At 63.1% G+C, this 22,990-nt stretch carries 24 protein-coding genes, 1 pseudogene and 1 riboswitch; of the genes and pseudogenes, 20 read left to right on the forward strand and 5 right to left on the reverse strand.

What is annotated here, in order from left to right; genetic code table 11:
- Nucleotides 1-220, reverse strand: a pseudogene (locus tag ACIPZF_RS25110) (hypothetical protein); the annotation flags it as partial.
- Between the two features lie 133 nt (nucleotides 221-353).
- On the opposite strand from ACIPZF_RS25110, the gene hda reads away from it, so the two are divergent.
- The 18 genes from hda to ACIPZF_RS25200 all read left to right on the forward strand — a co-directional run bounded on the left by hda (nucleotide 354) and on the right by ACIPZF_RS25200 (nucleotide 17,650).
- On the forward strand, nucleotides 354-1,061 hold the full coding sequence (hda, locus tag ACIPZF_RS25115) for a DnaA regulatory inactivator Hda (protein WP_060509165.1): 708 nt from the start codon (nucleotides 354-356) through the stop codon (nucleotides 1,059-1,061).
- Between the two features lie 126 nt (nucleotides 1,062-1,187).
- On the forward strand, nucleotides 1,188-1,832 hold the full coding sequence (locus ACIPZF_RS25120; protein WP_400804501.1) for a C40 family peptidase: 645 nt from the start codon (nucleotides 1,188-1,190) through the stop codon (nucleotides 1,830-1,832).
- Between the two features lie 138 nt (nucleotides 1,833-1,970).
- Nucleotides 1,971-2,504 carry a C40 family peptidase gene (locus ACIPZF_RS25125; RefSeq protein WP_400804503.1) on the forward strand — a complete coding sequence of 178 codons (534 nt, stop codon included), beginning with the start codon at nucleotides 1,971-1,973 and terminating at the stop codon, nucleotides 2,502-2,504.
- A gap of 172 nt (nucleotides 2,505-2,676) precedes the next feature.
- Nucleotides 2,677-5,220 carry a dermonecrotic toxin domain-containing protein gene (locus ACIPZF_RS25130; RefSeq protein ID WP_400804506.1) on the forward strand — a complete coding sequence of 848 codons (2,544 nt, stop codon included), beginning with the start codon at nucleotides 2,677-2,679 and terminating at the stop codon, nucleotides 5,218-5,220.
- 70 nt (nucleotides 5,221-5,290) lie between these two features.
- A riboswitch (cobalamin riboswitch) is annotated at nucleotides 5,291-5,512 on the forward strand.
- Nucleotides 5,513-5,633: 121 nt separating this feature from the next.
- Nucleotides 5,634-6,245, forward strand: a complete 612-nt coding sequence (gene cobO / locus ACIPZF_RS25135; protein ID WP_400804507.1) for a cob(I)yrinic acid a,c-diamide adenosyltransferase — start codon at nucleotides 5,634-5,636, stop codon at nucleotides 6,243-6,245.
- Nucleotides 6,242-7,537, forward strand: coding sequence for a cobyrinate a,c-diamide synthase (locus ACIPZF_RS25140; protein WP_400804509.1), 1,296 nt, complete (start codon nucleotides 6,242-6,244; stop codon nucleotides 7,535-7,537). Before cobO ends, ACIPZF_RS25140 begins: the two co-directional genes overlap by 4 nt.
- Complete coding sequence (gene bluB / locus ACIPZF_RS25145; RefSeq protein WP_400804510.1) at nucleotides 7,534-8,184, forward strand: 5,6-dimethylbenzimidazole synthase; 651 nt, start codon at nucleotides 7,534-7,536, stop codon at nucleotides 8,182-8,184. Before ACIPZF_RS25140 ends, bluB begins: the two co-directional genes overlap by 4 nt.
- Nucleotides 8,181-9,089: an adenosylcobinamide-phosphate synthase CbiB gene (cbiB, locus tag ACIPZF_RS25150; RefSeq protein WP_400804513.1), complete on the forward strand. Its 909-nt coding sequence runs from the start codon at nucleotides 8,181-8,183 to the stop codon at nucleotides 9,087-9,089. The genes bluB and cbiB overlap by 4 nt, the downstream gene beginning before the upstream one ends.
- On the forward strand, nucleotides 9,082-10,074 hold the full coding sequence (gene cobD / locus ACIPZF_RS25155; protein ID WP_400804516.1) for a threonine-phosphate decarboxylase CobD: 993 nt from the start codon (nucleotides 9,082-9,084) through the stop codon (nucleotides 10,072-10,074). The genes cbiB and cobD overlap by 8 nt, the downstream gene beginning before the upstream one ends.
- Nucleotides 10,071-11,525, forward strand: a complete 1,455-nt coding sequence (locus ACIPZF_RS25160; RefSeq protein ID WP_400804518.1) for a cobyric acid synthase — start codon at nucleotides 10,071-10,073, stop codon at nucleotides 11,523-11,525. The genes cobD and ACIPZF_RS25160 overlap by 4 nt, the downstream gene beginning before the upstream one ends.
- A gap of 1 nt (nucleotide 11,526) precedes the next feature.
- On the forward strand, nucleotides 11,527-12,048 hold the full coding sequence (cobU, locus tag ACIPZF_RS25165) for a bifunctional adenosylcobinamide kinase/adenosylcobinamide-phosphate guanylyltransferase (protein WP_400804519.1): 522 nt from the start codon (nucleotides 11,527-11,529) through the stop codon (nucleotides 12,046-12,048).
- Nucleotides 12,045-13,100 (forward strand): nicotinate-nucleotide--dimethylbenzimidazole phosphoribosyltransferase, encoded by a 1,056-nt coding sequence (gene cobT / locus ACIPZF_RS25170; protein WP_400804520.1) that lies wholly within the window; start codon nucleotides 12,045-12,047, stop codon nucleotides 13,098-13,100. The genes cobU and cobT overlap by 4 nt, the downstream gene beginning before the upstream one ends.
- Entirely contained in the window at nucleotides 13,097-13,666 is a 570-nt protein-coding gene (gene cobC / locus ACIPZF_RS25175) for an alpha-ribazole phosphatase family protein (protein ID WP_400804523.1), read from the forward strand. The genes cobT and cobC overlap by 4 nt, the downstream gene beginning before the upstream one ends.
- Nucleotide 13,667: 1 nt before the next feature.
- A complete protein-coding gene (locus tag ACIPZF_RS25180; RefSeq protein ID WP_400804526.1) occupies nucleotides 13,668-14,408 on the forward strand; it encodes an adenosylcobinamide-GDP ribazoletransferase in 741 nt (246 codons plus the stop codon).
- Between the two features lie 65 nt (nucleotides 14,409-14,473).
- Nucleotides 14,474-15,655 (forward strand): glycoside hydrolase family 5 protein, encoded by a 1,182-nt coding sequence (locus ACIPZF_RS25185; RefSeq protein WP_400804528.1) that lies wholly within the window; start codon nucleotides 14,474-14,476, stop codon nucleotides 15,653-15,655.
- Between the two features lie 76 nt (nucleotides 15,656-15,731).
- Nucleotides 15,732-16,934 carry an MFS transporter gene (locus tag ACIPZF_RS25190; RefSeq protein ID WP_400804531.1) on the forward strand — a complete coding sequence of 401 codons (1,203 nt, stop codon included), beginning with the start codon at nucleotides 15,732-15,734 and terminating at the stop codon, nucleotides 16,932-16,934.
- Nucleotides 16,931-17,053 carry a hypothetical protein gene (locus ACIPZF_RS25195; protein ID WP_400804534.1) on the forward strand — a complete coding sequence of 41 codons (123 nt, stop codon included), beginning with the start codon at nucleotides 16,931-16,933 and terminating at the stop codon, nucleotides 17,051-17,053. Before ACIPZF_RS25190 ends, ACIPZF_RS25195 begins: the two co-directional genes overlap by 4 nt.
- A gap of 45 nt (nucleotides 17,054-17,098) precedes the next feature.
- A complete protein-coding gene (locus ACIPZF_RS25200; protein WP_400804537.1) occupies nucleotides 17,099-17,650 on the forward strand; it encodes a glutathione peroxidase in 552 nt (183 codons plus the stop codon).
- A gap of 243 nt (nucleotides 17,651-17,893) precedes the next feature.
- Here ACIPZF_RS25200 and ACIPZF_RS25205 read toward each other — a convergent pair whose 3' ends face one another.
- Nucleotides 17,894-18,154, reverse strand: coding sequence for a DUF2798 domain-containing protein (locus ACIPZF_RS25205; RefSeq protein ID WP_400804540.1), 261 nt, complete (start codon nucleotides 18,152-18,154; stop codon nucleotides 17,894-17,896).
- 114 nt (nucleotides 18,155-18,268) lie between these two features.
- On the opposite strand from ACIPZF_RS25205, the gene ACIPZF_RS25210 reads away from it, so the two are divergent.
- Entirely contained in the window at nucleotides 18,269-19,198 is a 930-nt protein-coding gene (locus ACIPZF_RS25210; RefSeq protein ID WP_400804543.1) for a LysR family transcriptional regulator, read from the forward strand.
- A gap of 41 nt (nucleotides 19,199-19,239) precedes the next feature.
- On the opposite strand, the gene ACIPZF_RS25215 is transcribed toward ACIPZF_RS25210, so the two are convergent.
- The 3 genes from ACIPZF_RS25215 to ACIPZF_RS25225 all read right to left on the reverse strand — a co-directional run bounded on the left by ACIPZF_RS25215 (nucleotide 19,240) and on the right by ACIPZF_RS25225 (nucleotide 21,607).
- The gene (locus tag ACIPZF_RS25215) at nucleotides 19,240-20,505 is read right to left on the reverse strand and encodes an OmpP1/FadL family transporter (RefSeq protein WP_400804545.1); all 1,266 of its coding nucleotides are present in this window, start codon (nucleotides 20,503-20,505) and stop codon (nucleotides 19,240-19,242) included.
- Between the two features lie 145 nt (nucleotides 20,506-20,650).
- A complete protein-coding gene (locus tag ACIPZF_RS25220) occupies nucleotides 20,651-21,133 on the reverse strand; it encodes a hypothetical protein (RefSeq protein ID WP_400804548.1) in 483 nt (160 codons plus the stop codon).
- A 249-nt stretch (nucleotides 21,134-21,382) separates the two neighbouring features.
- Nucleotides 21,383-21,607 (reverse strand): hypothetical protein, encoded by a 225-nt coding sequence (locus ACIPZF_RS25225; protein WP_400804551.1) that lies wholly within the window; start codon nucleotides 21,605-21,607, stop codon nucleotides 21,383-21,385.
- A gap of 954 nt (nucleotides 21,608-22,561) precedes the next feature.
- Between ACIPZF_RS25225 and ACIPZF_RS25230 the strand changes: the two genes are divergently transcribed.
- A complete protein-coding gene (locus tag ACIPZF_RS25230; protein ID WP_400804553.1) occupies nucleotides 22,562-22,921 on the forward strand; it encodes a sel1 repeat family protein in 360 nt (119 codons plus the stop codon).
- The last annotated feature ends 69 nt before the right edge of the window (nucleotides 22,922-22,990 follow it).

Consider the following 22,990-nt stretch of genomic DNA (forward strand, 5'->3'; position numbering starts at 1 on the left):
CCGCGCCCACGGCCCATCCATGGGCCGAGGCGCTTGACGGGCTCCTGCCCGTCACCTCCCTCCGCAAGACCTGCGCTCGGCCTCCTGAAGTCGCAATCGGCGGTGTCTGGTCTATCGCGCACTTAGAAGCAAGATCAAAAGCCAGAGCAAAGCCAAAGCCAAAGCCAAAGCCAAAGCCAAAGCCAAAGCCAAAGCCAAAGCCAAAGCCAAAGCCAAGCATGGGTTTTTGCTCCGCAACCTATTGATTTTGCTTGGGCTATCCGCCTACATGATTGTGCGCCCTGCAATGCAGGTATAGACTTTGCACATTGTTCATCAAAGGCCCCCTGCGGTCCTTCCGACCGCCCGCGAGCATGAAACCACCGATCCAGTTGCCCCTGGGTGTGCGCCTGCGCGATGACGCCACCTTCATCAACTACTATCCGGGCGCCAATGCTGCGGCATTAGGCTACGTCGAGCGGCTGTGCGAAGCCGACGCCGGCTGGACCGAGAGCCTCATCTATCTGTGGGGCAAGCAAGGTGTCGGCCGCAGCCACCTGTTGCAGGCCGCGACCCATCGTTTCCAGCAACGCGGCGAAGCTGCCGTCTACCTGCCGCTGGCGCAATTGCTGGACCGTGGCGTCGAACTGCTCGATTATCTGGCGCAGTACGAGCTGGTATGCATCGACGACTTGCACGTGATTGCCGGCAAAGCGGATTGGGAAGAGGCGATGTTCCACCTGTTCAACCGCTTGCGTGACAGCGGCCGGCGCCTGCTGCTTGCCGCCTCGGCCTCGCCACGCGAACTGCCGATCAAACTACCCGATCTCAAGTCGCGGCTGACGCTCGCGCTAGTGTTCCAGATGCGCGGCCTGTCTGACGAAGACAAGCTGCGTGCTCTGCAGTTGCGCGCCTCGCGCCGTGGCTTGCACCTGACCGATGAAGTCGGCCATTTCATTCTCACCCGCGGCACCCGCAGCATGAGCGCATTGTTCGATCTGCTCGAACGCCTCGACCAGGCTTCGCTGCAGGCGCAACGCAAGCTGACCATCCCGTTCCTGAAGGAAACGCTCGGCTGGTAAGCCCGTAAAAACGGGGGTTGCAGCCCGAAGTCAGAAAAGTCACATCTTTTTCGATAAAATTTGCAAATGGCCCCGATAGAAGGCATAGTTTCCCCCTTCTAAAGGATTACAGACACGGTCGTGCCCATGCTGAAGCGCTTCGCACCCCTCGTGCCCCTCGCACTCTTGACCCTGCTGATTGGCTGCGCGGCACAAAGCCCGGTTTCCCAGCCCCAGGATCAAACCCCGGTTGTCTCGCAATCGTCGACCAACGCCAAGGCTTCGGTTTCTTCCGTCTTTGGCGAGCAGGAAGAACTGGCCACTGAAGATGACCTTCAGGCGTTCTCCAGCAACAGCAAGCCTTACCAACTGCCAGTGCTGGCGGACAGCATTCTCGAGCGTGGCATGTCGTTGATCGGCACCCGCTATCGCTTCGGCGGTACCTCGGAAGCGTCCGGCTTCGACTGCAGCGGCTTCATCGGTTATCTGTTCCGCGAAGAGGCCGGCATGAAACTGCCGCGTTCGACCCGCGAAATGATCAACGTCGATGCGCCGAAGGTGGCCCGCAACAAGCTCAAACCAGGTGACCTGCTGTTCTTCAGCACCAATGGCCGTGGCCGTGTCAGCCATGCCGGCATCTACCTGGGTGACAACCAGTTCATCCACTCCAGCAGCCGCCGCAGCGGTGGCGTGCGCATCGACAGCCTCGGTGACCGCTACTGGAGCAAGACCTTCATCGAAGCCAAGCGTGCCTTGGCCATGGCGCCGACCACCAACATCGCGCGCAACTGATATCAAAATGATGTACCCTGCCACGGCGGTGATGCTTTAAAAAAGCTCGCCGCCGTGCGCATTTACAGAATGCGTCTAATCTAAATTCTCAACACTTTTGGGCTGCGGCCCTGCGGTCTCAGACAGGACGTTCTGGCCATGGCGATGATGGCGCGTTTTGCATTCCTTTCCCTGGTGGCATTGCTGGCCGCCTGCTCCAGCCGTGCCCCGGCACCGGCCCCGGTCGTTCAGCCACAAATCACCGCCAGCCAAGCTGATGGCTCGCCGATTGCCGACGACGTGTTGATCCGCGCCATAGGCCTGGTCGGAACGCCGTACCGCTGGGGCGGCAATACTCCCGATTCAGGTTTCGACTGCAGTGGCCTGATTGGCTATGTATACCGTGACGCCGCTGGTATCAGTCTGCCGCGCTCTACCCGCGAGATGATCGTGATGCGTGCACCGACTGTGAACCTCAACGCGCTGCAGTCGGGCGACCTGGTGTTCTTCGCCACCGGTGGCGGCTCGCAAGTCAGCCATGCCGGCATTTATGTAGGTGAGGGGCGTTTCGTCCATGCGCCTTCCAGCGGCGGCACGGTACGCCTGGATTACTTGTCCAACAGCTACTGGTCGAAGGCCTACCTGCAGGCCAAACGGGTCATTCCCCAAGGGCATCTGGCGCAGAACCCCTAGAACACTTTATCCGCCTGGCCCCTTCACTCCACATTGCCCTCGGCAGCCTGCCATTCACTTTTCAGCGCACAGCTGGGCACGACAGGCTGCGTCAGCGGCAGCATCCAGATAGCACCTTTGCGGCGCCCATGGCGCAAGGATAGGGGCCCGACATCGAGCTCTGGAGCAAAGCGTGGCTGTAACCGAAGAGAATGTGACCCGCACCCTTGAAGCCATGAACGCCGCCCGGCCACTGGTTCAACTGGTGGATGGCATGGTCAGTAATTACCCTGATCCCTACGCGCTGGCGAGCGAACATGCCATGCGCATTCTGCGCAAACACACCGGTAGAGACATTGATCCGCGGTTTGTCTGGTGGCATCAATTCAACAACGAGCAGAGCAGCCCTCGCGCCTTCACCGGATGGGAACACAGCGGCCCGCCGCAAAAATCCCTGGTGATGGTCGAGCTGATGATCGATCGATTCGATCTCTATTTCCAAGAAGCCAGCGATGAGCTCGATCAGCGCGGTGGTTTCTATCGCCAAGGGCCGCACGCCACCACCTTTGACGAACGCAACGAAGTGCCGATGCTCGGTAGCCAGGTTCAAGCGGATTTGTGGGCGCTGGACTTCGCGGTTCTCTACCGCGCCGAGGTGGAGCGGTTCTGGTCTTCCTATGGTGCCAACTTCCGCGTACTGGCCAAAGTCAACCTGTTGGCACATGGTGCAAAGGCGGTAGAAGAGGGCCGAATCTCGATAAGTGATTGGCAACATATGCGTGATCTGGCCGCCGACGGTTTGCCGGTTGACCAACTGCCGACGCTGGAACTTCTGCAAAAAGATGCCACGCATTCGGTATTGACGGTCAACCGCTATGTATTCGGTGAAGGCGACCGGTGGTGTCTTTTCAGTCTGGTTGCGCCGGGTGGCAGGCTCCTGACGTACATGCCCTGGTCGGACGAACCCGTGAACGCATTCGATTCGGAAGGGGCGATGGCGGCATGGCTCCGCTCGCAGTTGCAGTCGGATGACCAGCTCCAAGCCTTTGTCAGCGGGGCGCACAGCAGCCCCCGGGACTCGGCCGCCAGGCAACTTATCGAAGTGAACCTGCGAGGGATCGCCGCCAGCCGCTCCGACGAAGCGGCGTTGATTGCCCTGTCGATGTTCAAGCGGCCCCTGCGCGCCGATCTGTTCACCTATCTGGTGGAGCAGGCAAAGCTCGAAATGCAAGGCAACGCGCGCCTCATGCAGGACAATTCCAGCCTGCGCAAAGCCATGTTCAGAGGCTATCTTTCAGCGTTCTTGAATGTATTCGGCGGACTCGCCCCGGTTGGTTGGCCTTTATCGCTGATGTTGCTGGGCGCCAGCGCCGCCAAGGTGGCGCTGGATGTCGACGAGGCTGTGCATGCTACCGATGAGCAGAGCCGCAAGCAGGCGTTGCGCACGGCGATGCTCGACAGTGTGTTCGCGAGCTTGAACCTGGTGGACGTGACCTTTCAGTCGAGCTTTGCTTCACTGTCGTACGAAGCGCCACCCCATGAAACGGAAGTTTCACTCGAGCACTGGCAGGTCGCGGAGGCTTCGACCCTGCCGGCGGGCGTGCGCGAGGGGAACACATTGCTGGCTGAGGCGCCAGGTCAGGCAGGGCTTTTGCGCGGTATCTATGTCAATGGCGACGGCAGTTGCTGGATCACCTTGGGAGGCCTGCCTTACCGCGTGCGTTACGATCAAAAGCTGGCGGTATGGCTGGTGGTCGCGGCGGACAATCCGTTTGCCTTCAGCCCGCTTCATCCGGTGCGCATGAATGAGGCGGGGGAGTGGGAGCTGCTGGCACCTCCGCAACTGCTAGGCGGTGCTCCGCCAGCAGTGAATGGCATGCAAAGCGTGCGTTCGCCCTTCTGGGATACCTATACGGTCGCCGATGCAGGCAAATGCAGGAAATTGTCAGCTTCAGCGCTGGGGCGGCAGAAAGCGTTACTGGCAGATTGGCCAATCGCCGAATTGGAGCAAGGGCGCGCTCCTGACCTGGATGAGCGGGGCATGGATTGCGTCAGGCTCGAAGGTCAAAGGTATTATTCCTACCGCTATGGCCGTGAGTACTTCAATACGTTGATTGAGTATTACACCAGTGATGAATCGAAAGTGAATGATGTATTTCGTTCAGGCACCTATCGCTATGGCGACGAGGAGGACTACATCACCGACCTTGTAGACAGCCTGGAGCTATTGCCAAAAAGCAATCGAGTCCGGTTGTACCGGGGGGGCCATCGTTCACGCGGGACCGGCGGAGAGCGATACCGCAACGGTGAACTTGGCGTTGGCGATGTGTTGGTCAATACAGACCTTACCTCGTTTACCGAAAACCCCTACAAAGCAGCCGAGTTCGCCTGCCTGCCGGCTGCGGATGTGCAGGGAGGCCTGCCAGGTATATTCGATGACAGCTCGGTCATGTTCGAACTGCCGCCGGAGGATTATGAACAAGCCACGCCGATCAGTGCATTTTCGCTCTATTGGGATGAAGCCGAGTCGTTGCTGCTGCCAGGCAACTACTTTCGCATCGAGGCGCTGGAGCAGGTTTATGGCGAGCATTACCGCTTCGTCAATGTGAGGCTGCAGAAGATAGCCAAGCCTGCATCGGGCCCTGTGTATGACTTGCGCACGGGGCAGGCTTTTGACATGTCGGCCTATCGGGCACGCTTCAAGCATCCAGCGCTGGCTGACCGGTTTTTCCCCTGAGTGATGCCGGGGCGGCGACAGCGGCGGTGAAATCCCCCCGTTCGATTGACGCTCCCCGTGCAACCCTCTAACCTTCGCGCGTGTTTCAGGTGCCCTGCCAGCCTCGTCTGGGCAGGGTGAAACTGGGAAGCCGGTGGGCGCCAGCAAGGCGCGAGTCCGGAGCTGCCCCCGCAACGGTAGGTGAGTCGAACGCCGCGCACAGCCACTGGATGCCCGTATCCGGGAAGGCGCGCAGGCCTGGGCCTAGGCCCGCTCACGAGCCCGGAGACCGGCCTGATTACTGCCAACGGCATCACGGAGGGTGATGCGCGGTGCACCGTGGCCTGCGGCCGCGGCTCCTGCGCGCCCTCCGCCTGCCTGTCTATCGACCTGTCGCCGCTGCTTCACGCGGCGCCAGCCTGCGGAGTACCCCCATGAGCGAACCCACCGAACGCGACGAACGCCACTTGGCGCGCATGCAGCGCAAGAAGGCGATCATCGACGAGCGCATCGCCAATTCCCCCAACGAATGCGGCCTGCTGCTGGTGCTCACCGGCAACGGCAAGGGCAAGAGCAGCTCGGCCTTCGGCATGCTCGCCCGCGCCCTGGGGCACGGCATGCAGTGCGGCGTGGTGCAGTTCATCAAGGGCCGCAACAGCACCGGCGAGGAGCTGTTCTTCCGGCGCTTCCCAGAGCAGGTGCGCTACCACGTGATGGGCGAGGGTTTTACCTGGGAAACCCAGGACCGCCAGCGTGACATCGCCGCCGCCGAAGCGGCCTGGACGGTTTCCCGCCAGTTGCTGCAGGACCCGAGCGTGCAGTTCGTGGTGCTCGACGAGCTGAACATCGCCCTCAAGCACGGCTACCTTGACCTCGACCAGGTGCTCAGCGATATCCAGGCGCGGCCACCGATGCAGCATGTGATCGTCACCGGCCGCGCGGCCAAGCCCGAGATGGTCGAGCTGGCCGACACCGTCACCGAGATGGGCATGTTGAAGCATGCGTTCCAGGCGGGCATCCGTGCGCAGAAAGGCGTCGAACTGTGAGCCATACGCGACACTGCCCGGCTGTATTGATTGCGGCGCCGGCCTCCGGCCAGGGCAAGACTACCGTGACCGCAGCCCTGGCCCGCCTGCATCACAACCTGAGGCGTAAGGTTCGGGTATTCAAATGCGGGCCTGATTTTCTCGACCCGATGATTCTTGAGCGAGCCAGCGGTGCGCCGGTTTACCAGCTCGACCTGTGGATGATCGGCGCCGAAGAAAGCCGGCGCCTGTTGTGGGAAGCGGCGGGCGAGGCCGACTTGATCCTGATCGAAGGGGTCATGGGGCTGTTCGACGGCACCCCGTCGAGCGCCGACCTGGCGCGCCATTTCGGTGTGCCGGTGCTGGCGGTGATCGACGGTACGGCCATGGCCCAGACGTTCGGCGCCCTGGCTCTGGGCCTGGCCCGCTACCAGGCCGACTTGCCCTTCGCTGGCGTGCTGGCCAACCGGGTCGGCAGCCTGCGCCACGCGCAGTTGCTCGAAGGCAGCCTGACCGAGGGCCTGCGCTGGTATGGCGGGCTTTCGCGCGAGCGCGGTATCGAGTTGCCCAGCCGCCACCTCGGGCTGGTGCAGGCCAGCGAGTTGAACGACCTGGATGCACGGCTGGACGCCGCCGCCGAGGCTCTGGGCAGCAGTTGCGACGCCGCGCTGCCGCCGCCAGTGGCCTTTGCCGAACCCGAGCCGCAGCCCAACGGCGCATCGCTGGCCGGTGTGCGCATCGGTGTGGCCAAGGACGAAGCGTTCGCCTTCACCTACGGCGCCAACCTCGACCTGCTGCGTAACCTGGGCGCAACGATCACGTTCTTTTCGCCATTGCACGATCAGGCATTACCCGAGGTAGACAGCCTGTACCTGCCGGGCGGCTACCCAGAACTGCATCACCATGCGCTGGCCGCCAACACCCCCATGTGCGCAGCGATACGTACCCATCATGCCGCCGGTAAACCCTTGCTGGCCGAGTGCGGCGGCATGCTCTATCTGCTCGATGCCTTGACCGATGTCGCCGGTGAGCGCGCAGCGCTGCTCGGCCTGCTGCCGGGCGAGGCGACCATGCAGAAGCGCCTGGCGGCCCTGGCCCTGCAGGCCGTGGAGCTGCCGGAAGGCACCCTGCGCGGGCATACGTACCACCATTCGCTGACCAGCACCGAGCTGCAACCGATTGCTCGTGGCCTGAGCCCCAACGGTGGGCGCGGCAACGAGGCGGTCTATCGGCTTGGCCGGCTGACCGCGTCATACGTGCACTTCTATTTCCCATCCAACCCCGAAGCGGCGGCGGCGCTGTTGCGACCATGAGCGAACACGCCTTTAGCGACGCCGAGCGCGCCGCCATCTACCGCGCCATCGGTGAACGTCGCGACATGCGTCATTTCGCCGGTGGCACGGTCGCCCCGGAACTGCTCGGCCGCCTGCTCGGCGCCGCGCACCAGGCACCCAGCGTAGGCCTGATGCAGCCGTGGCGTTTCATTCGTATCACCCAGGCGTCATTGCGCGGGCAAATCCAGACGCTGGTGGAAGCGGAGCGGGTGCGCACCGCCGAGGCACTAGGCGAGCGCAGTGACGCCTTCATGAAGCTCAAGGTCGAAGGCATCAACGACTGCGCCGAACTGCTGGTAGCAGCGCTGATGGATAACCGCGAGCCGCACATTTTCGGCCGCCGTACCCTGCCGGAAATGGACCTCGCCTCGCTGGCCTGCGCGATTCAGAACCTGTGGCTGGCAGCTCGTGCCGAAGGGCTGGGGATGGGCTGGGTATCGCTGTTTGACCCGCAGGCATTGGCCGAGCTGCTGGGCATGCCCGCCGGTGCCAAGCCGGTCGCGGTGCTGTGCCTGGGGCCGGTCACCGCGTTCTATCCGGCACCGATGCTGGTCCAGGAACACTGGGCCGAGGAGCGGCCCCTGAGCGACATGCTGTACGAGAATCAATGGGGAGAGTATCCATGAGCGTGGCCTTGCTGACCATGGCTGGCGTAGCCCTGGATGCGTTGCTGGGTGAGCCGCAACGGCGCCACCCGTTGGTAGCCTTCGGCAACCTGGCGTCGAACCTTGAGCGGCGCCTGAATGCTGGCGGGCGAGGCTGGCGCAGCCATGGCGTGAGCGCCTGGTTCCTGGCCGTGGTGCCCTTCACCCTGGTGGCGCTGATCCTCTCCTGGCTGCCCTACATCGGCTGGCTGGTGGATGTATTGGCGCTGTACTGCGCGCTGGGCCTGCGCAGCCTGGGCGAGCATGTGTTGCCGGTCGCCAGTGCCTTGCGCCATGGCGACCTGGAAGAGGCGCGGCGGCGTGTCGGCTATCTGGTCAGCCGCGAAACCCGCGAGCTGGATGAGCCCGCCGTGGCCCGAGCGGCGACTGAATCGGTCCTGGAAAACGGCAGCGATGCGGTATTCGCGGCGTTGTTCTGGTTCATCGTGGCCGGCGCCCCAGGCGTGGTGCTGTACCGCCTGAGCAATACCCTGGATGCCATGTGGGGTTATCGCAACGAACGCTTCGAACGCTTCGGCTGGTGTGCGGCGCGCATAGACGATGTGCTCAACTATATTCCCGCAAGGCTGGTGGCGCTGACCTACGCGCTGCTCGGCAAAACCCGCCTGGCGTTGGCCTGCTGGCGCAAGCAGGCGCCGCTGTGGGACAGCCCGAATGCCGGCCCCGTGATGGCGTCCGGCGCTGGAGCGCTGGGCGTGGAGCTCGGCGGCCCGGCGGTGTACCACGGCGAACTGCACGAGCGCCCGCGTCTGGGCGAAGGACCGATGGCCGATGCCGACGCCATAGAGCGTGGCTGGGGCCTGGTGCAGCGCGGGGTGTGGCTGTGGTTGCTGGTGATCTGCGTAGGAGCGTATTGGAATGCTTGAGCACGGCGGTCGCCTGCTGCGCGCGGTACGGCAATACGGGATTGCCCGTGAAGACTGGCTCGATCTGTCCAGTGGCATCGCGCCGTGGTCGTTCCCGATCCCGTCGATCCCAGTGGACGCCTGGGCGCGCCTGCCGGAGACAGAAGATGGACTTGAAGCGGCGGCACGCAACTATTACGGCGCTCGCCAGTTACTGGCGGTAGCCGGCTCCCAGGCGGCGATCCAGGCCTTGCCGCATCAGCGCCCGCGTGGCCGTATCGGCGTGCTGTCGCCCTGTTATGCGGAACATCCGCAAGCCTGGCAGCGGGCAGGGCATCAACTGCTAGAGCTGGACGAGATTCAGGTCGAGTCGACCCTCGACAGCCTCGACGTGCTGGTGCTGGTCAACCCGAACAACCCGACCGGCCGCCTCGTGCCCCGCGAGCAGTTGCTGGCCTGGCATGCCCGCCTGGCCGCGCGTGGCGGCTGGCTGGTGATCGATGAAGCCTTCATGGATAACACCCCCGAACACAGCGTGGTCGACTGCGCCGAGCGCCCCGGGCTTATTGTGTTGCGCTCGTTTGGCAAATTCTTCGGCCTGGCCGGCGTGCGGCTGGGTTGCGTGATGGCTGAACCGCCGCTGCTGCAGCGTCTGGCCGACCTGCTTGGCCCGTGGACGGTCAGCGGCCCGACCCGTGTCCTGGCCCAGACCTGTTTCGCCGACCTGGCCGCGCATCAGCTGCAGATCGAACGCTGCGCCCAGGCCAGCCAGCGCCTGGCCGTGCTGCTGCAAGGCTCCGGCCTGGCGCCTGCAGGCGGCTGCGACCTGTTCCAGTACGTGCGCAGCGAGCGTGCTGCCCAGCTGCATGACTTCCTCGCCCGCCGCGGCATCCTCGTGCGGCTGTTCGCGCAGCCCTGCGCCGTGCGCTTCGGCCTGCCCGCCAGCGCGGCCGATGAACAGCGCCTGGCCCAGGCCCTGGCCGATTATCAGAAGGAAACGGCATGACCACCCTCATGGTGCAAGGCACCACCTCCGATGCCGGCAAGAGCACGCTGGTCACCGCGCTGTGCCGCTGGCTGCTGCGCCAGGGCGTCGCCGTGGTGCCGTTCAAACCGCAGAACATGGCGCTCAACAGCGCCGTGACCGCCGACGGAGGCGAGATCGGCCGTGCCCAGGCGGTGCAGGCCCAGGCTTGCCGGCTGGCGCCGCACACCGATATGAACCCGGTGCTGCTCAAGCCCAACAGCGACACCGGCGCGCAAGTGATCATCCATGGCCGCGCGGTCACCAGCATGAATGCGGTGGCCTATCACGACTACAAGGCCATCGCCATGCACGCGGTGCTGGCTTCCCACCAGCGGCTGAGCGCCGCGTATCCGGTGGTGATGGTCGAAGGGGCGGGTTCGCCGGCCGAGATCAACCTGCGCGCCGGCGACATCGCCAACATGGGCTTTGCCGAGGCGGTCGACTGCCCGGTGATCCTGGTGGCCGACATCAACCGGGGCGGCGTCTTCGCCCACCTGGTCGGCACCCTCGAACTGCTGTCGCCAAGCGAACAGGCCAGGGTCAAAGGCTTTGTCATCAACCGCTTCCGTGGCGACATCGCCTTGCTGCAGCCGGGCCTGGACTGGCTCGAACAGCGTACTGGCAAGCCGGTGCTGGGCGTGCTGCCCTACGTCACCGACCTGCACCTGGAAGCCGAGGATGGCATCGATGTGCGCCAGGCGACCAAGGATGAGCGGGTGCTCAAGGTGATCGTCCCGGTGCTGCCACGCATCAGCAACCATACCGACTTCGACCCGCTGCGCCTGCATCCGCAGGTGGACTTGCAGTTCATCGGCCCCGGCCAGCCGATCCCGCCGGCCGACCTGATCATCCTGCCCGGCTCCAAGAGCGTGCGCGGCGACCTGGCGCAATTGCGTGAGCGCGGTTGGGACACGGCGATCGCCCGGCACCTGCGTTATGGCGGCAAGCTCATCGGTATCTGCGGTGGCCTGCAGATGCTCGGCCAGCACGTGCACGATCCGTTGGGCCTGGAAGGGCCTGCAGGCTCCAGCGCCGGGCTCGGCCTGTTCGATTACGTCACGGTCCTGGAAGCCGAGAAGCAGCTGCGCAACGTGGCCGGTGTATTGAACCTCGGGCAGGCGCCTGTCGCCGGATACGAGATCCATGCCGGTGTTACCCAGGGTCCTGCGCTGGAGCGCCCCGCCATGCAGCTGGCCGATGGCCGCAGCGACGGCGCCATCAGCGCCGACGGGCAGATCCTCGCCACTTACCTGCATGGCCTGTTCGAGGGCAGCCAGTCGTGTGCGGCCCTGCTGCGCTGGGCGGGCCTGGAGCAGGTGCAGCAGATCGATTACGAGGCCCTGCGCGAGCGTGATATCGAGCGCCTGGCCGACCTTGTCGAAAACCACCTGGATACCGCGCTGCTGCGCACGCTGTGTGGAGTCGCCTGACATGCGCAACCTGATCCTCGGCGGCGCCCGTTCGGGCAAGAGCCGCCTGGCTGAGCAACTGGCTGCCGACAGCGGCCTGCCAGTGACCTACATCGCCACCAGTGAACCGCTCGATGGCGAAATGAACGAACGCGTGCGCCTGCACCGTCAACGCCGGCCAAGCGACTGGGGGCTGATCGAAGAGCCCTTGGCCTTGGCTGCCATACTACGGGCTGAAGCCGCCGAGCGCCGCTGCCTGTTGGTGGACTGCCTGACCTTGTGGCTGACCAACCTGCTGATGCTCGATGACGACCAGCGCCTGGCCGAGGAGCGCGATGCGCTGCTCGACTGCCTGGCGCAGTTGCCGGGTACGATCATCCTGGTCAGCAATGAAACCGGCCTGGGCGTGGTGCCCATGGGTGAGCTGACCCGGCGCTATGTCGACCTCGCCGGCTGGCTGCACCAGGCCGTCGCCGAACGCTGCCAGCGCGTGGTACTGACCGTGGCTGGCCTGCCCCTGATGCTCAAAGGACCTGCACTATGAACCCGACCTGGTGGCGTGACGCCTGCCTACCCCTCGACAACGCCGCCATGGACCAGGCCCGCGCCCGCCAGCAACAGCTGACCAAACCTGCCGGATCGCTAGGCCAGCTGGAAGGCCTGGCAGTGCAGTTGGCCGGCCTGCAGGGGCGCGAGCGGCCGACCCTGGAGCAGGTCGCGATCACGATCTTCGCAGGTGACCATGGTGTGGTGGAAGAGGGCATCTCGGCCTACCCGCAAGCGGTGACCGGGCAGATGCTGCGCAATTTCGTCGGCGGCGGTGCAGCGATCAGTGTGCTGGCGCGCCAACTGCAGGCCAGCCTTGAAGTGGTCGACCTCGGCACCATCGATCCGGCGCTGGAACTGCCGGGTGTGCGCCACCTGCGCCTGGGCGCCGGTACCGCCAACTTCGCCCGCCAGCCCGCGATGATCGACACACAGCTACAAGCGGCCCTGCAGGCTGGTCGTGACAGTGTGCAGCGCGCCGCCGACAACGGTGCCCAGTTGTTCATCGGTGGCGAGATGGGCATCGGCAACACCACCGCCGCCGCCGCCTTGGCCAGCACCTTGCTGGGGTGTCCGGCGCGTGACTTGAGCGGCCCTGGCACCGGCCTGGACAGCGCGGGTGTGCGCCACAAGGCCGAGGTGATCGAGCGCGCCCTGGTGCTGCACGGCCTGCGGGCCGATGATCCGCTGCAGGCATTGGCCTGTGTCGGAGGCTTCGAGATCGCTGCCTTGGTCGGCGCCTACCTGGCCTGCGCACAGCAAGGCATTGCGGTGCTGGTGGATGGGTTCATCTGCAGCGTCGCTGCCTTGGTGGCGGTGCGGCTCAATCCGCAGTGCCGCGCCTGGTTACTGTTTGCTCATCAGGGCGCCGAGCCTGGGCACAAGACGTTGCTCGACGCCTTGCAGGCCGAGCCACTGCTGACGCTGGGCCTGCGTCTGGGCGAGGGCAGCGGTGCCGCCCTGGCCGTACCGCTGATGCGTCTGGCGTGCGTGCTGCACGGGCAGATGGCGACCTTCGCCGAAGCCGCCGTGGCGGATCGCCCCGCATGATCCTCGATCTGCTGCGCCACGGTGAAACCGAACAGGGTGGCGGGCTGCGCGGCAGCCTCGACGATGCCCTGACCGAGCAGGGCTGGGCGCAGATGCGCAGCGCAGTGCGTGAGGGCGGGCCGTGGCAGGTGCTGGTCAGCTCGCCTTTGCAGCGCTGCGCGCGATTCGCTGATGAACTGGGTGCGCGCCTGGGCTTGTCGGTACAACGCGAGGCCGACCTGCAAGAGCTGCATTTCGGCGAGTGGGAAGGGCGCAGTGCCTTGCAGATCATGCAGACCCAAGCCGACGAGCTTGGCCAGTTCTGGGCCGACCCTTATGGCTACACCCCCGCGGGGGGCGAGCCGGTAAGCGCGTTTTCCGAACGGGTGTTGGCCGCTGTTGCCCGCCTGCAGCGACAGCATGCCGGCAAGCGGGGGCTGCTGGTCACCCACGGCGGCGTCATGCGCCTGCTGTTGGCGCGTGCGCGAGGACTACCCAGGGAGCAGTTGCTGCAGGTCGAAGTGGGCCACGGTGCGCTGCTGCGTGTGCGATTGCTTGAGGACGGGCAATTGGAAGAGGTGCACTGAGATGCTGCCGTTCTGGATTGCCCTGCAGTTCCTCAGCAGCCTGCCGGTGCGCCTGGCGGGTATGCCCGAGCCGCGTGACATGGGGCGCTCGCTGCTGTGCTATCCGCTGGTTGGTCTGCTGTTCGGCCTGCTGCTATGGCTGGCCAGCCATCTGCTGCAAGGCACGCCTGCGCCGCTGCAGGCGGCATTGCTGCTGACACTGTGGGTGCTGCTCAGCGGTGCACTGCATCTGGACGGCCTGGCGGACAGTGCCGATGCCTGGCTGGGTGGGTTTGGCGACCGGGAGCGAACCCTGGCGATCATGAAGGACCCACGCAGTGGGCCGATTGCCGTGGTGACCCTGGTATTGGTGTTGCTGCTGAAGTTCTGCGCGCTGTGGGTGCTGCTCGAGCGCGGTGCGGGAGCGCTGTTGGTGCTGGCACCGGTGGTGGGGCGGGCGGCGATGCTTGGGCTGTTCCTCGGCACGCCCTACGTGCGCAAGGGTGGCCTGGGCCAGGCGCTGGCCGAGCATCTGCCGCGCCGAGCTGCTGGTTGGGTCTTGCTGAGCAGCCTGATGCTTTGCCTGCTGCTGGGCGGTTGGCAGGCGGTGTGGCCGTTGGCGCTGGCGCTTGGGGCCTTCTGCTGGTTGCGTCGGCTGACCTTTCAACGGCTGGGCGGGACTACCGGGGATACGGCTGGGGCAATCCTGGAATTGCTCGAACTCACGGTTGTAGTGACGTTGGCAATTTCCAGCAACGCATGAGCAACTGATTCCCACGTTGCAGGGGCGTATTCTCGGCTGCTCCTAATTTGGCCAGGGTGGCCCTCATGCATCGTTGGATCCTCGCCTGCCTGCTTGGGCTGCATACGCTGTCGGTCAGCGCCGCCGACCTCATCGACTTCTGGGGCACGCCGCGCCATGGCGGCAACAGCTTCAACCGGTTGCCACCCGATCAAGCCTACTTCGAGGCGTTGCGCGGCTATGGCGCCAGCTGGGTGCGGCTTTCCTACGACAAATGGCAGCCCGCGCAGCGCGACTTTCTGCTGGGCGATGCCGACCATTACCAAGGCTTGTCCAAGGCAGACCTCGAACAGCTGCGCGCTGTTCTGGACCGTGCCCACCAGGCAGGCCTGAAGGTCGTCATTACGCCTTTGTCCCTGCCAGGCATGCGCTGGTCGCAGAACAACGGTGGTCAGTTCGACGACCGCTTGTGGCAAGACAAAGCTTACTGGGCGCAGGCGGCGGACTTTTGGCGAGACCTGGCGCGTGAGTTGAAGGATCACCCTGCCGTTGCCGCTTACAACCTCATTAATGAGCCCGCACCGGAGAAGCAGGGCGGTCTGGCCGAACATGCGCCTGTGCAACACATGCAGCAGTGGTACGGCCGCGAGCAAGGCAGCGCACGCGATCTGCCAGGCCTGTACCGGCAATTGCTTGCGGCAATCCGCGAAGTGGACGCGCTCACGCCGGTCATGCTCGATGCCGGCTGGTATGCCGCTGCCGATGCCTTCAGCTACTGGCCTGAGCCGCTGAAAGATCAGCGGGTGCTCTACAGCGTCCACATGTATGAACCCTACGCCGCCACCAGCGCGCCGAACATGACGCGCAAGCAGCCGCTGGCCTACCCAGGGCCGGCGCCTTTCGCTGGGGAAAAACAGCAGTGGAATGCCCAGCGCGTGGCGCAGTACCTGGCACAGCCGCTGGCGTGGCTGGACGCCATGCAGGTGCCCCGTACTCGCCTGGTCGTCGGCGAGTTCGGCTGCATGCGGCGGCTACCAGGCTGCCAGCAGTACCTAGAGGACGTGCTCGACGTGCTTGATCGTCATCAGTTGCACTGGGCTTTCTACAGCTTTCGCGAAGACAGCTGGGACGGCATGGACTACGAGCTGGGGGCGGCCAAGGTCCCTTGGCGCTACTGGCAGGCGATCGAACAGGGAGCTCCCGACCCGATTGCCCGTCAGGCCACGGCCGAATTCGAACCGATTCGCCGACGTCTGAACCCTGAGTAATCATTGAAACGTCTTGCAACATCCAAGGTGCGGGTATATACCCGCATATCCTTGCGATGTGCTGGAGATAACGACGATGACTTCGGTTTGGCGAATCAGCGGGTGGGTACTGGCGGGGGCGGCGCTGATCCTGGCGTTGTCACTGGGGGTGCGGCACGGCTTCGGCCTGTTCCTGGCGCCGATGAGTGCCGATTTCGGTTGGGGCCGTGAGGTGTTCGCCTTCGCCATCGCCCTGCAGAACCTTATCTGGGGCCTGGCCCAGCCCTTTGCTGGCGCGCTGGCAGACCGTCTCGGGGCCGCCCGAGTGGTGATCATCGGTGGCATCCTTTATGCCGCCGGGCTGTTGCTGATGAGTACCGCCGACTCTGCCTGGTCGCTGTCGCTCAGCGCCGGCCTGCTGATTGGTATTGGCCTGTCCGGCACCTCGTTCTCGGTCATCCTGGGGGTGGTCGGCCGTGCGGTTCCGGCAGAGAAGCGCAGCATGGCCATGGGCATCGCCAGTGCGGCCGGTTCGTTCGGCCAGTTCGCCATGTTGCCCGGCACCCTCGGCTTGATCGAATGGCTGGGCTGGTCAGCCGCCTTGCTGGTACTGGGCCTGTTGGTGGCATTGATCGTGCCCTTCGTCGGCCTGCTGCGTGACCGTCCGCTGCCCAGCCACGGTGCCGAGCAGACGCTGGGCCAGGCGCTGCGCGAAGCGTGCTCGCATTCCGGGTTCTGGCTGCTGGCGTTGGGCTTCTTCGTCTGTGGCTTCCAAGTAGTGTTCATAGGTGTGCACCTGCCGGCCTATCTGGTTGACCAGCATCTGGCGGCGACTACCGGCACCACCGTGCTGGCGCTGGTCGGTTTGTTCAACATTGTCGGCACCTATACGGCGGGCTGGTTGGGCGGGCGCATGTCCAAGCCGCGCTTGCTGACGGCGCTGTACCTGCTGCGCGCAGTGGTGATCGTGCTGTTCCTGTGGGCGCCGGTGACCCAGTTCAGCGCCTATCTGTTCGGTATCGCCATGGGCCTGTTGTGGCTTTCGACGGTGCCATTGACCAATGGTACGGTGGCCTCGGTGTTCGGTGTGCGCAACCTGTCGATGCTGGGCGGCATCGTCTTCCTGTTCCACCAGTTGGGAGCATTCCTCGGCGGGTGGCTGGGCGGGGTGGTGTATGACCGGACCGGCAACTACGACCTGGTCTGGCAGATCTCGATCCTGCTCAGCCTGCTGGCGGCGGCGCTCAACTGGCCGGTGAGCGAACGCCCGGTCGCCCGCCTGCAGGCCCAGGCGGCATGAGCCGTTATCTGCTACGTGGTCTGCTGGCCCTGGCCTGCGCGCTGCTGCTGGTTCTGGCGTGGTGGGGTTGGCATCAGGGCGGCATGGCGTTGATGCAACTGGGCATGAGCGTTTGTTAAGCGCTACCCTGCAAGTTCGAGGAATGTCTTGCAGGAGACCGGACGATGCGTGTTCAGGGGTTGATGATGCCATTTCTGGCGCTTTTCGCCGCCAGCTCCGTGTGGGCTGCGGATTGCCCGGCTTTGTTGCAGGGCAGCTTGCCGGAATTGCGTGGCAAGGAGCAGGTCGACTTGTGCCAGCGCTTTGGCGGCAAGCCGCTGGTGGTGATCAATACCGCCAGCTATTGCGGGTTTGCGCCACAGTTCGAGGGGCTTGAGAGTACCTACAAGGAGTATCACCCGCAGGGGCTGGAGATGCTCGGCGTGCCGTCCAATGATTTCAAGCAGGAAGACGCTGACAGCGAGAAGACGGCGAAGGTCTGTTACGCCAATTATGGGGTGACGTTCACCATGACCAAGACCCAGGCTGTTCGGGGCAAAGATGCGATACCCCTGTTCGTGGGGCTTGCGGAGCAGAGCAGCGCGCCGAAGTGGAATTTCTACAAGTACGTGGTAGATCGCAAGGGCAAGGTGATCGGCAATTTCTCCAGCTTGACCAAACCTGATGATCCAGCGTTCAGGGCGGCGATCGAGAAGGCGATAGCTTCGCAGCAATAGTGGGGGAGCAACTGTCTTGCAATCCCCGTAGGAGCGGCTTCAGCCGCGAACACGGGCGAAGCCCGTGCCATCCAGCGTGGTGATTGCTTCGCGGATGAATCCGCTCCTACCGGCGAAATGCCTCAGGCGGCATGCAATCCCTGTGGGAGCGGCTTCAGCCGCGAACACGGGCGTAGCCCGTGCCATACACCGCGGTGCCTGCTTCGCGGATGAATCCGCTCCTACGGGTCCCGTGCTCAATGCCTAGTGCGGGTGCACAGTCAGTGCCACCAGGCGCAGCACGACTGGCCTCACCATCAACACGCATACGAACGCAACCGGCATCGCCAATTGGTAAGCCTTGAGCACGTTCCCCAAATACTCCGGATTCACGCCGGCATTGGCAGCGGTGATCACGAAGCACATCAGTAGCGCCATGATCGACGACATGTAGAGCGCAAACACATACGGCGTGGCGCTGGGGCGTAATTTGCGGCGGCTGCGCGCCTGGGGCAGGTTGCTCATGCGAACTCCTGGAAAGTGGGTGGAGGCGCAGGTTAACAATGCAGTGAGCTTGGCCTGTAGACCGCTAATACTGAGTTCTTTATAAAGAGATTCTTACGAATCAAAGGGCTCGACATGGACCTGCTCAACGCCATCCGCAGCTTCATCAAAGTGGTTGAAGCCGGCAGCATCGCTGGCGGGGCGCGTAACCTGGGGATCAGCCCCGCTGCTGTCAGCCAGAATCTCTCGCGTCTGGAAAGCCATCTGCAAGTGCGCCTGCTCAGCCGCACTACCCGTAGCATGGCGTTGACCCCGGCCGGTAGCCTCTATTACGAACGGGTGAGGCACATCGAGCGCGATCTGGTCCAGGCTGAACAGGCGGTTACCACGCCAGACAGCGAACCTCAGGGCCGGCTATGCATCGCTTCCACCTCGGCATTCGGCCGCCATGTGCTGGCGCCGCTGATACCCGCTTTCAGTGCCCGCTATCCGCAGCTTTCGATAGAGTTGATAACGACTGATCGGCGCGTCAATCACGCCCGAGAAGATGTGGATGTGAGCCTGCGCATCGCCCCACAATTGGAGGATCAGTTGCTGGCGCGGCATATCGCACGCATTCCGTTCATCTGCTGTGCGTCGCCCGGCTACCTGGCGAGCGCCGGCTTGCCCGCCACCCCAGAGGCTTTGCGCGAGCATCGTTGCCTGGTGTTCCGCTACCCGGTGGACGGCCGCTTTCTGCGTTGGGGCTTCATGCGTGATGGGCTGCGTTTTGAGGCGGAATTCGGCACGGTGCTGATCAGTGACGATATCGATGCGCTGACCCAGATGGCGCTCAACGATGGCGGTATCACCCGCCTGGCGGAGTTCATCGTCAGGCCGCATCTTGCGTCCGGCGCGCTGGTGCCATTGTTCGAATACCGTGATGACCGCCACGCCTATGCCCAGACCGAGCCGATGGACATCTACCTGTGCCTGGCCGACCGCTTCGCCATGACCCCGAAGGTGCGCGCCTTCATGGATTACCTGCGCGATTCGCTGGGTGATCACTGGCAAATCCCGGCATGAAAAAACCGCCACAAGGGCGGTTCTTCATGCAACGCTACGACTCAGAAGCGGTAGGTGAGGGATGCACCGACACCGTGCGCGCTGTTCTCGTACTTGGCCCGGTAGCTGCCTTTGGTGGCGCTGACCTGGTTGACCTTGGTGTCCTCTTCCCACAGGTAGGAATAGGCCACGTCGATGGTCATGTCGTCGTTCGGGCTCCAACCGGCACCCAGGCTGAACACTTTGCGATCGCCAGTCGGGATGCGTGGTGAACGGTCGTGGTTGTTGGTTGGCGACTGGTCAACGGTGAAGCCGGTGCGCAGTACCCATTCCTTGTTCACCTTGTAGGACGCGCCAATGGCGTGTGCCCAGGTGTCGTGCCAGTTCTGCTCTTCACTGATGGTCTGGAATGCCGAACCCGCCAGCGGTGCAGGCACATCGTTCTCTACGGTGATCGCTTCCAGGCGGCTCCAGCGGGTCCAGGTGCTGCCCGCATACAGGGTCCACTGGTCGTCGAGCTCATGGGTGACCGACAGGTCCACCGATTCCGGGGTCTTGATCTTCAGGCTGGCGTCGAACTTGCTGCCGTTGTACGGCCCGATCAACGGCGTGCTGACGCGGGTCTTGCCTTCGAGCTTGTAGTCGACCATGGAGTGGTAGGTCAGGCCGACGCGGGTGCTGTCGGTGGCCTGTACCAGGATGCCGATGTTGTAACCAACGGCGGTATCGTCACCCTTGATCTTCACTTCGCCGTCGTTGCGGCCCGGGGTGAAGGGGTTGATCAGGCTCGAACCCAGTTCACCCTTGATACGGTTGATGGTTGGGCCGAAACCGATCGATACCTTGTCGTTGAAGGCGTAGCTGACGGTAGGCTGGAAGGTGACGACCTCGACGTGGCTTTTCTTGCCCCAGTAGCGGGCGGCATCGTCGCTGCCGTAGTCGGTAACCAGGCCAAACGGTACATAGACGCCGAAACCGACACTCCAGTGATCATCGATTGGCTTGACGTAGTAACCCATCGGTACGCCGACCACAGGCACCATGTCACCGTCGGTTTCCCCCCCGAGGTTGCTGCCTGGGCCCGAGATATCGGACTTGGCGATGACGGCTGCGCCGCCCACGGTAATCTGCTCGCGCTTGAGGCGGGACATGCCTGCCGGGTTGCCAAACACGGTACTGGCATCTTCGGCAGAAGAAGAACGTCCCGCGAAACCTGTCCCCATGCTGCTGATGCTCTGTTCGTTGAGGGCAAAGCCGGCAGCGAACAGTTGGCTGGAAGCGAGAGCAACGGCAACGCCGAGGGAGGTTTTGAGCATTACTTTTTTCATTATTAGAACTCCTTGGGATCTCCGGGGCGAAAAGCTACCAACAAATCACGCGCTGCGCTATAGCCTGTAACACAGGAGATAGAGCGGTTTTGTAGGACAATCCGACCAAAATTCCATTTTTTCCGGCAAAGCTGTAGGGCGTTTCCTAAGATGCCTGTGGCAATTTCTGATTCATGCACAAATGCCAGGCTTCAGTGAAGTCGCGCAGGCGACCTTGAGGGTGAAAGATCTGCCGCCAGATCCGCGCCTGACCGAGTAGATCGTCAACGTCAGGCAGGGGTGTGGATTGCGCCTCGATGAGCATCCAGGCGATGGCGGTGGAATAGCGCAGGTTCACCGTGAGTTCCAGGTGCGGGCCGCCCAGAAACGCGTGCTGGCTCGCCAGGCCGCGTACCAGGCTGGCCAGCTCAGGGTCGCGGGCGAGGAAATCGTCCCATACGGCTTGATGGCGATGCTCGCCGATGCGGTAGAGACCGTGGCCTCGCCGGTCATGCAGCGCCGAGCCAAGCGCCGACTGGCATGCCGCGATGCCCAACAAGAGGGCTTCGGCACTGGCGCAATGACGATTGAGATAGACCAGGGTTGGCCGGATCACATACTGACACAATTCATTAGCCGCGATACCCATGATGCCCTCGAGCAGTAAAGGGCCGGACGGGCGCTGGAGCTTGGCAGCTGGTGATTGATCAGGCCCGCCGGAAGCGGCAAGGACCGCTCGAGTTGAAGTGTAGTGTGATAACCGTGGTGTAAAGAGCTGTTTTTAAATCGATTGCTGCCTGACGTCGGGCGCCATATGCCTTGCGGCAATTACGCCAAGAACGATCAGGTAGCTTGCGAGTGTGTGCATTCAGCCGCTGAATGCCCTGGTATTCGCCGCTCACGCCGTGAGCGACTGACGGGTCCGGGCGATAACGGCTTGCAGCGGTTCCGAGCGGCTGTACTGCTCTGGGTACAGGCGTTCGGTGTGGCAGGCGACGCCGTGCTCGTCCACCAGGGTGAAGCTGAAGTTACCCTTGCGAGGGGCGGTGATCAGGCACTTCAACGGCGAGAAGGCCTGGGAGAGGGTGCCAATGGCAGCCTGAATTTGATGATGAGTATGCATATTGTTGGATGTTCCTGCTTTAAACACGGGGGATATGATCCGTGCATGATAGAAACGTTCCAGTGACGCCTTTATTAAGGGACGAACGAACCTGACTGGAACAGGGCAGCCAGAGAGAGCGCATTCATAAGGTGGGCGCTTGGGCTGACTGGTAGGTACTTCAGAGGGCAGGCAGCATGCCGGGGCCAAGGTTCGAGGCCATCGGTATGGAATCCTGATCAATCTGTCACGTGATTCGTGCTTGAACAGCGCGGGGCTGGCGAGTGAATCATCGAAAGGGCCGGTCCTGGTTTCAGCAGTGTTGCTCTTGGGGGGAGCACATCTGCAAGGACGCTTCTGGCCAGAATTGACTTTCAGCTTGGTACTAACGAGGCGCACCTTAACCGAACTCGGCAAGCTTTGCAAGCAGTAGCGTACTTGCTCAGGCGAGCCGAGCAGTATGGCGTTTCTTGGGTGCCGTGGGAAGAGGGGGATAGAGCACGCTGGCGCTGGGATGTACCATTAACGTGCATTCGAATGCAGGTTTTCGGTGCACTTGTTCACATTCGAGGCGCGAGTTGTAACAGCCCCGCAACAGCCCTGGCGGAGCTCGCCAATGACTTGACTGATGCCTTAAGTCAATGAAAAAAAACACTAATTTTAGCTGGTGAAAAAATCGTCAGTTTGACTGGAGGCCCCATTTCATAGGGGTTTGCGAGGTCTTCAAAGGGGTTGTCCACCGAGTTATCCACAGGAACTGTGGATTGTCCCGAGCGCTTGCTCTAGGACGGGTGTGCCAGCAAATCAGAGAACTGTCCGACAATCGTGAGACGCCTGCAGACCGGCTGGTCATCCACTTGGAAACGTCAAGAAACGATCAGTGATTATTTTTGCCAACGCTTGAAAAATCGACAGGTCACACGCAAAAAAAAAGAGTAGAGTGGCGCGCCTTTCGGGTTGCCTTCCCTGTTGCTCATGAAATTTCGCGGTAAATACCTCGCCAGCCCAGCTGTTGCCTCATCGGCCCCTTCCCCCAAACGTTTCTCCCTGAAGGTGGCCCTGTGGCTGCTCGATAACCCACGCTTGGGCGACAAAGCCCAGGTGAAGCATTTGGCTGGGCGCCTGCTCAAGCAGCCAGCGCGCCAAGGGGTGGTGGTGGCGCAAAGCCGCCTGGGGCAGATGCTCTGTCGCGATTGCGGCAACGCCCGTGACCGGCGTATCGGCCATGAACTGTTGCGCCAGGCCGCGCGCGCTGGCGATCCACGGGCGCAGCTGGAGTATGCGCGGCTGTGTCAGGCCAATACGCCGGAGCAGGCAACGGAGCAAGCGGACTGATAAGCTGCAGCTCATTTGCAACAGACCGTTCGGGGTAAGCATGGCAGTGGATCTGACCAGCATTCTGCT

This window comes from Pseudomonas sp. NPDC089752 (assembly GCF_044748725.1).
Taxonomy (GTDB): domain Bacteria; phylum Pseudomonadota; class Gammaproteobacteria; order Pseudomonadales; family Pseudomonadaceae; genus Aquipseudomonas.

Bases quoted from the DNA above. Each gene is read 5' to 3' on its own strand.
- hda (WP_060509165.1), top strand. From the start codon at position 354: ATGAAACCACCGATCCAGTTGCCCCTGGGTGTGCGCCTGCGCGATGAC.
- ACIPZF_RS25120 (WP_400804501.1), top strand. From the start codon at position 1,188: ATGCTGAAGCGCTTCGCACCCCTCGTGCCCCTCGCACTCTTGACCCTG.
- ACIPZF_RS25125 (WP_400804503.1), top strand. From the start codon at position 1,971: ATGGCGATGATGGCGCGTTTTGCATTCCTTTCCCTGGTGGCATTGCTG.
- cobO (WP_400804507.1), top strand. From the start codon at position 5,634: ATGAGCGAACCCACCGAACGCGACGAACGCCACTTGGCGCGCATGCAG.
- bluB (WP_400804510.1), top strand. From the start codon at position 7,534: ATGAGCGAACACGCCTTTAGCGACGCCGAGCGCGCCGCCATCTACCGC.
- cbiB (WP_400804513.1), top strand. From the start codon at position 8,181: ATGAGCGTGGCCTTGCTGACCATGGCTGGCGTAGCCCTGGATGCGTTG.
- cobD (WP_400804516.1), top strand. From the start codon at position 9,082: ATGCTTGAGCACGGCGGTCGCCTGCTGCGCGCGGTACGGCAATACGGG.
- ACIPZF_RS25160 (WP_400804518.1), top strand. From the start codon at position 10,071: ATGACCACCCTCATGGTGCAAGGCACCACCTCCGATGCCGGCAAGAGC.
- cobU (WP_400804519.1), top strand. From the start codon at position 11,527: ATGCGCAACCTGATCCTCGGCGGCGCCCGTTCGGGCAAGAGCCGCCTG.
- cobT (WP_400804520.1), top strand. From the start codon at position 12,045: ATGAACCCGACCTGGTGGCGTGACGCCTGCCTACCCCTCGACAACGCC.
- cobC (WP_400804523.1), top strand. From the start codon at position 13,097: ATGATCCTCGATCTGCTGCGCCACGGTGAAACCGAACAGGGTGGCGGG.
- ACIPZF_RS25180 (WP_400804526.1), top strand. From the start codon at position 13,668: ATGCTGCCGTTCTGGATTGCCCTGCAGTTCCTCAGCAGCCTGCCGGTG.
- ACIPZF_RS25185 (WP_400804528.1), top strand. From the start codon at position 14,474: ATGCATCGTTGGATCCTCGCCTGCCTGCTTGGGCTGCATACGCTGTCG.
- ACIPZF_RS25190 (WP_400804531.1), top strand. From the start codon at position 15,732: ATGACTTCGGTTTGGCGAATCAGCGGGTGGGTACTGGCGGGGGCGGCG.
- ACIPZF_RS25195 (WP_400804534.1), top strand. From the start codon at position 16,931: ATGAGCCGTTATCTGCTACGTGGTCTGCTGGCCCTGGCCTGCGCGCTG.
- ACIPZF_RS25200 (WP_400804537.1), top strand. From the start codon at position 17,099: ATGCGTGTTCAGGGGTTGATGATGCCATTTCTGGCGCTTTTCGCCGCC.
- ACIPZF_RS25205 (WP_400804540.1), bottom strand. From the start codon at position 18,154: ATGAGCAACCTGCCCCAGGCGCGCAGCCGCCGCAAATTACGCCCCAGC.
- ACIPZF_RS25210 (WP_400804543.1), top strand. From the start codon at position 18,269: ATGGACCTGCTCAACGCCATCCGCAGCTTCATCAAAGTGGTTGAAGCC.
- ACIPZF_RS25215 (WP_400804545.1), bottom strand. From the start codon at position 20,505: ATGAAAAAAGTAATGCTCAAAACCTCCCTCGGCGTTGCCGTTGCTCTC.
- ACIPZF_RS25220 (WP_400804548.1), bottom strand. From the start codon at position 21,133: ATGGGTATCGCGGCTAATGAATTGTGTCAGTATGTGATCCGGCCAACC.
- ACIPZF_RS25225 (WP_400804551.1), bottom strand. From the start codon at position 21,607: ATGCATACTCATCATCAAATTCAGGCTGCCATTGGCACCCTCTCCCAG.
- ACIPZF_RS25230 (WP_400804553.1), top strand. From the start codon at position 22,562: ATGAAATTTCGCGGTAAATACCTCGCCAGCCCAGCTGTTGCCTCATCG.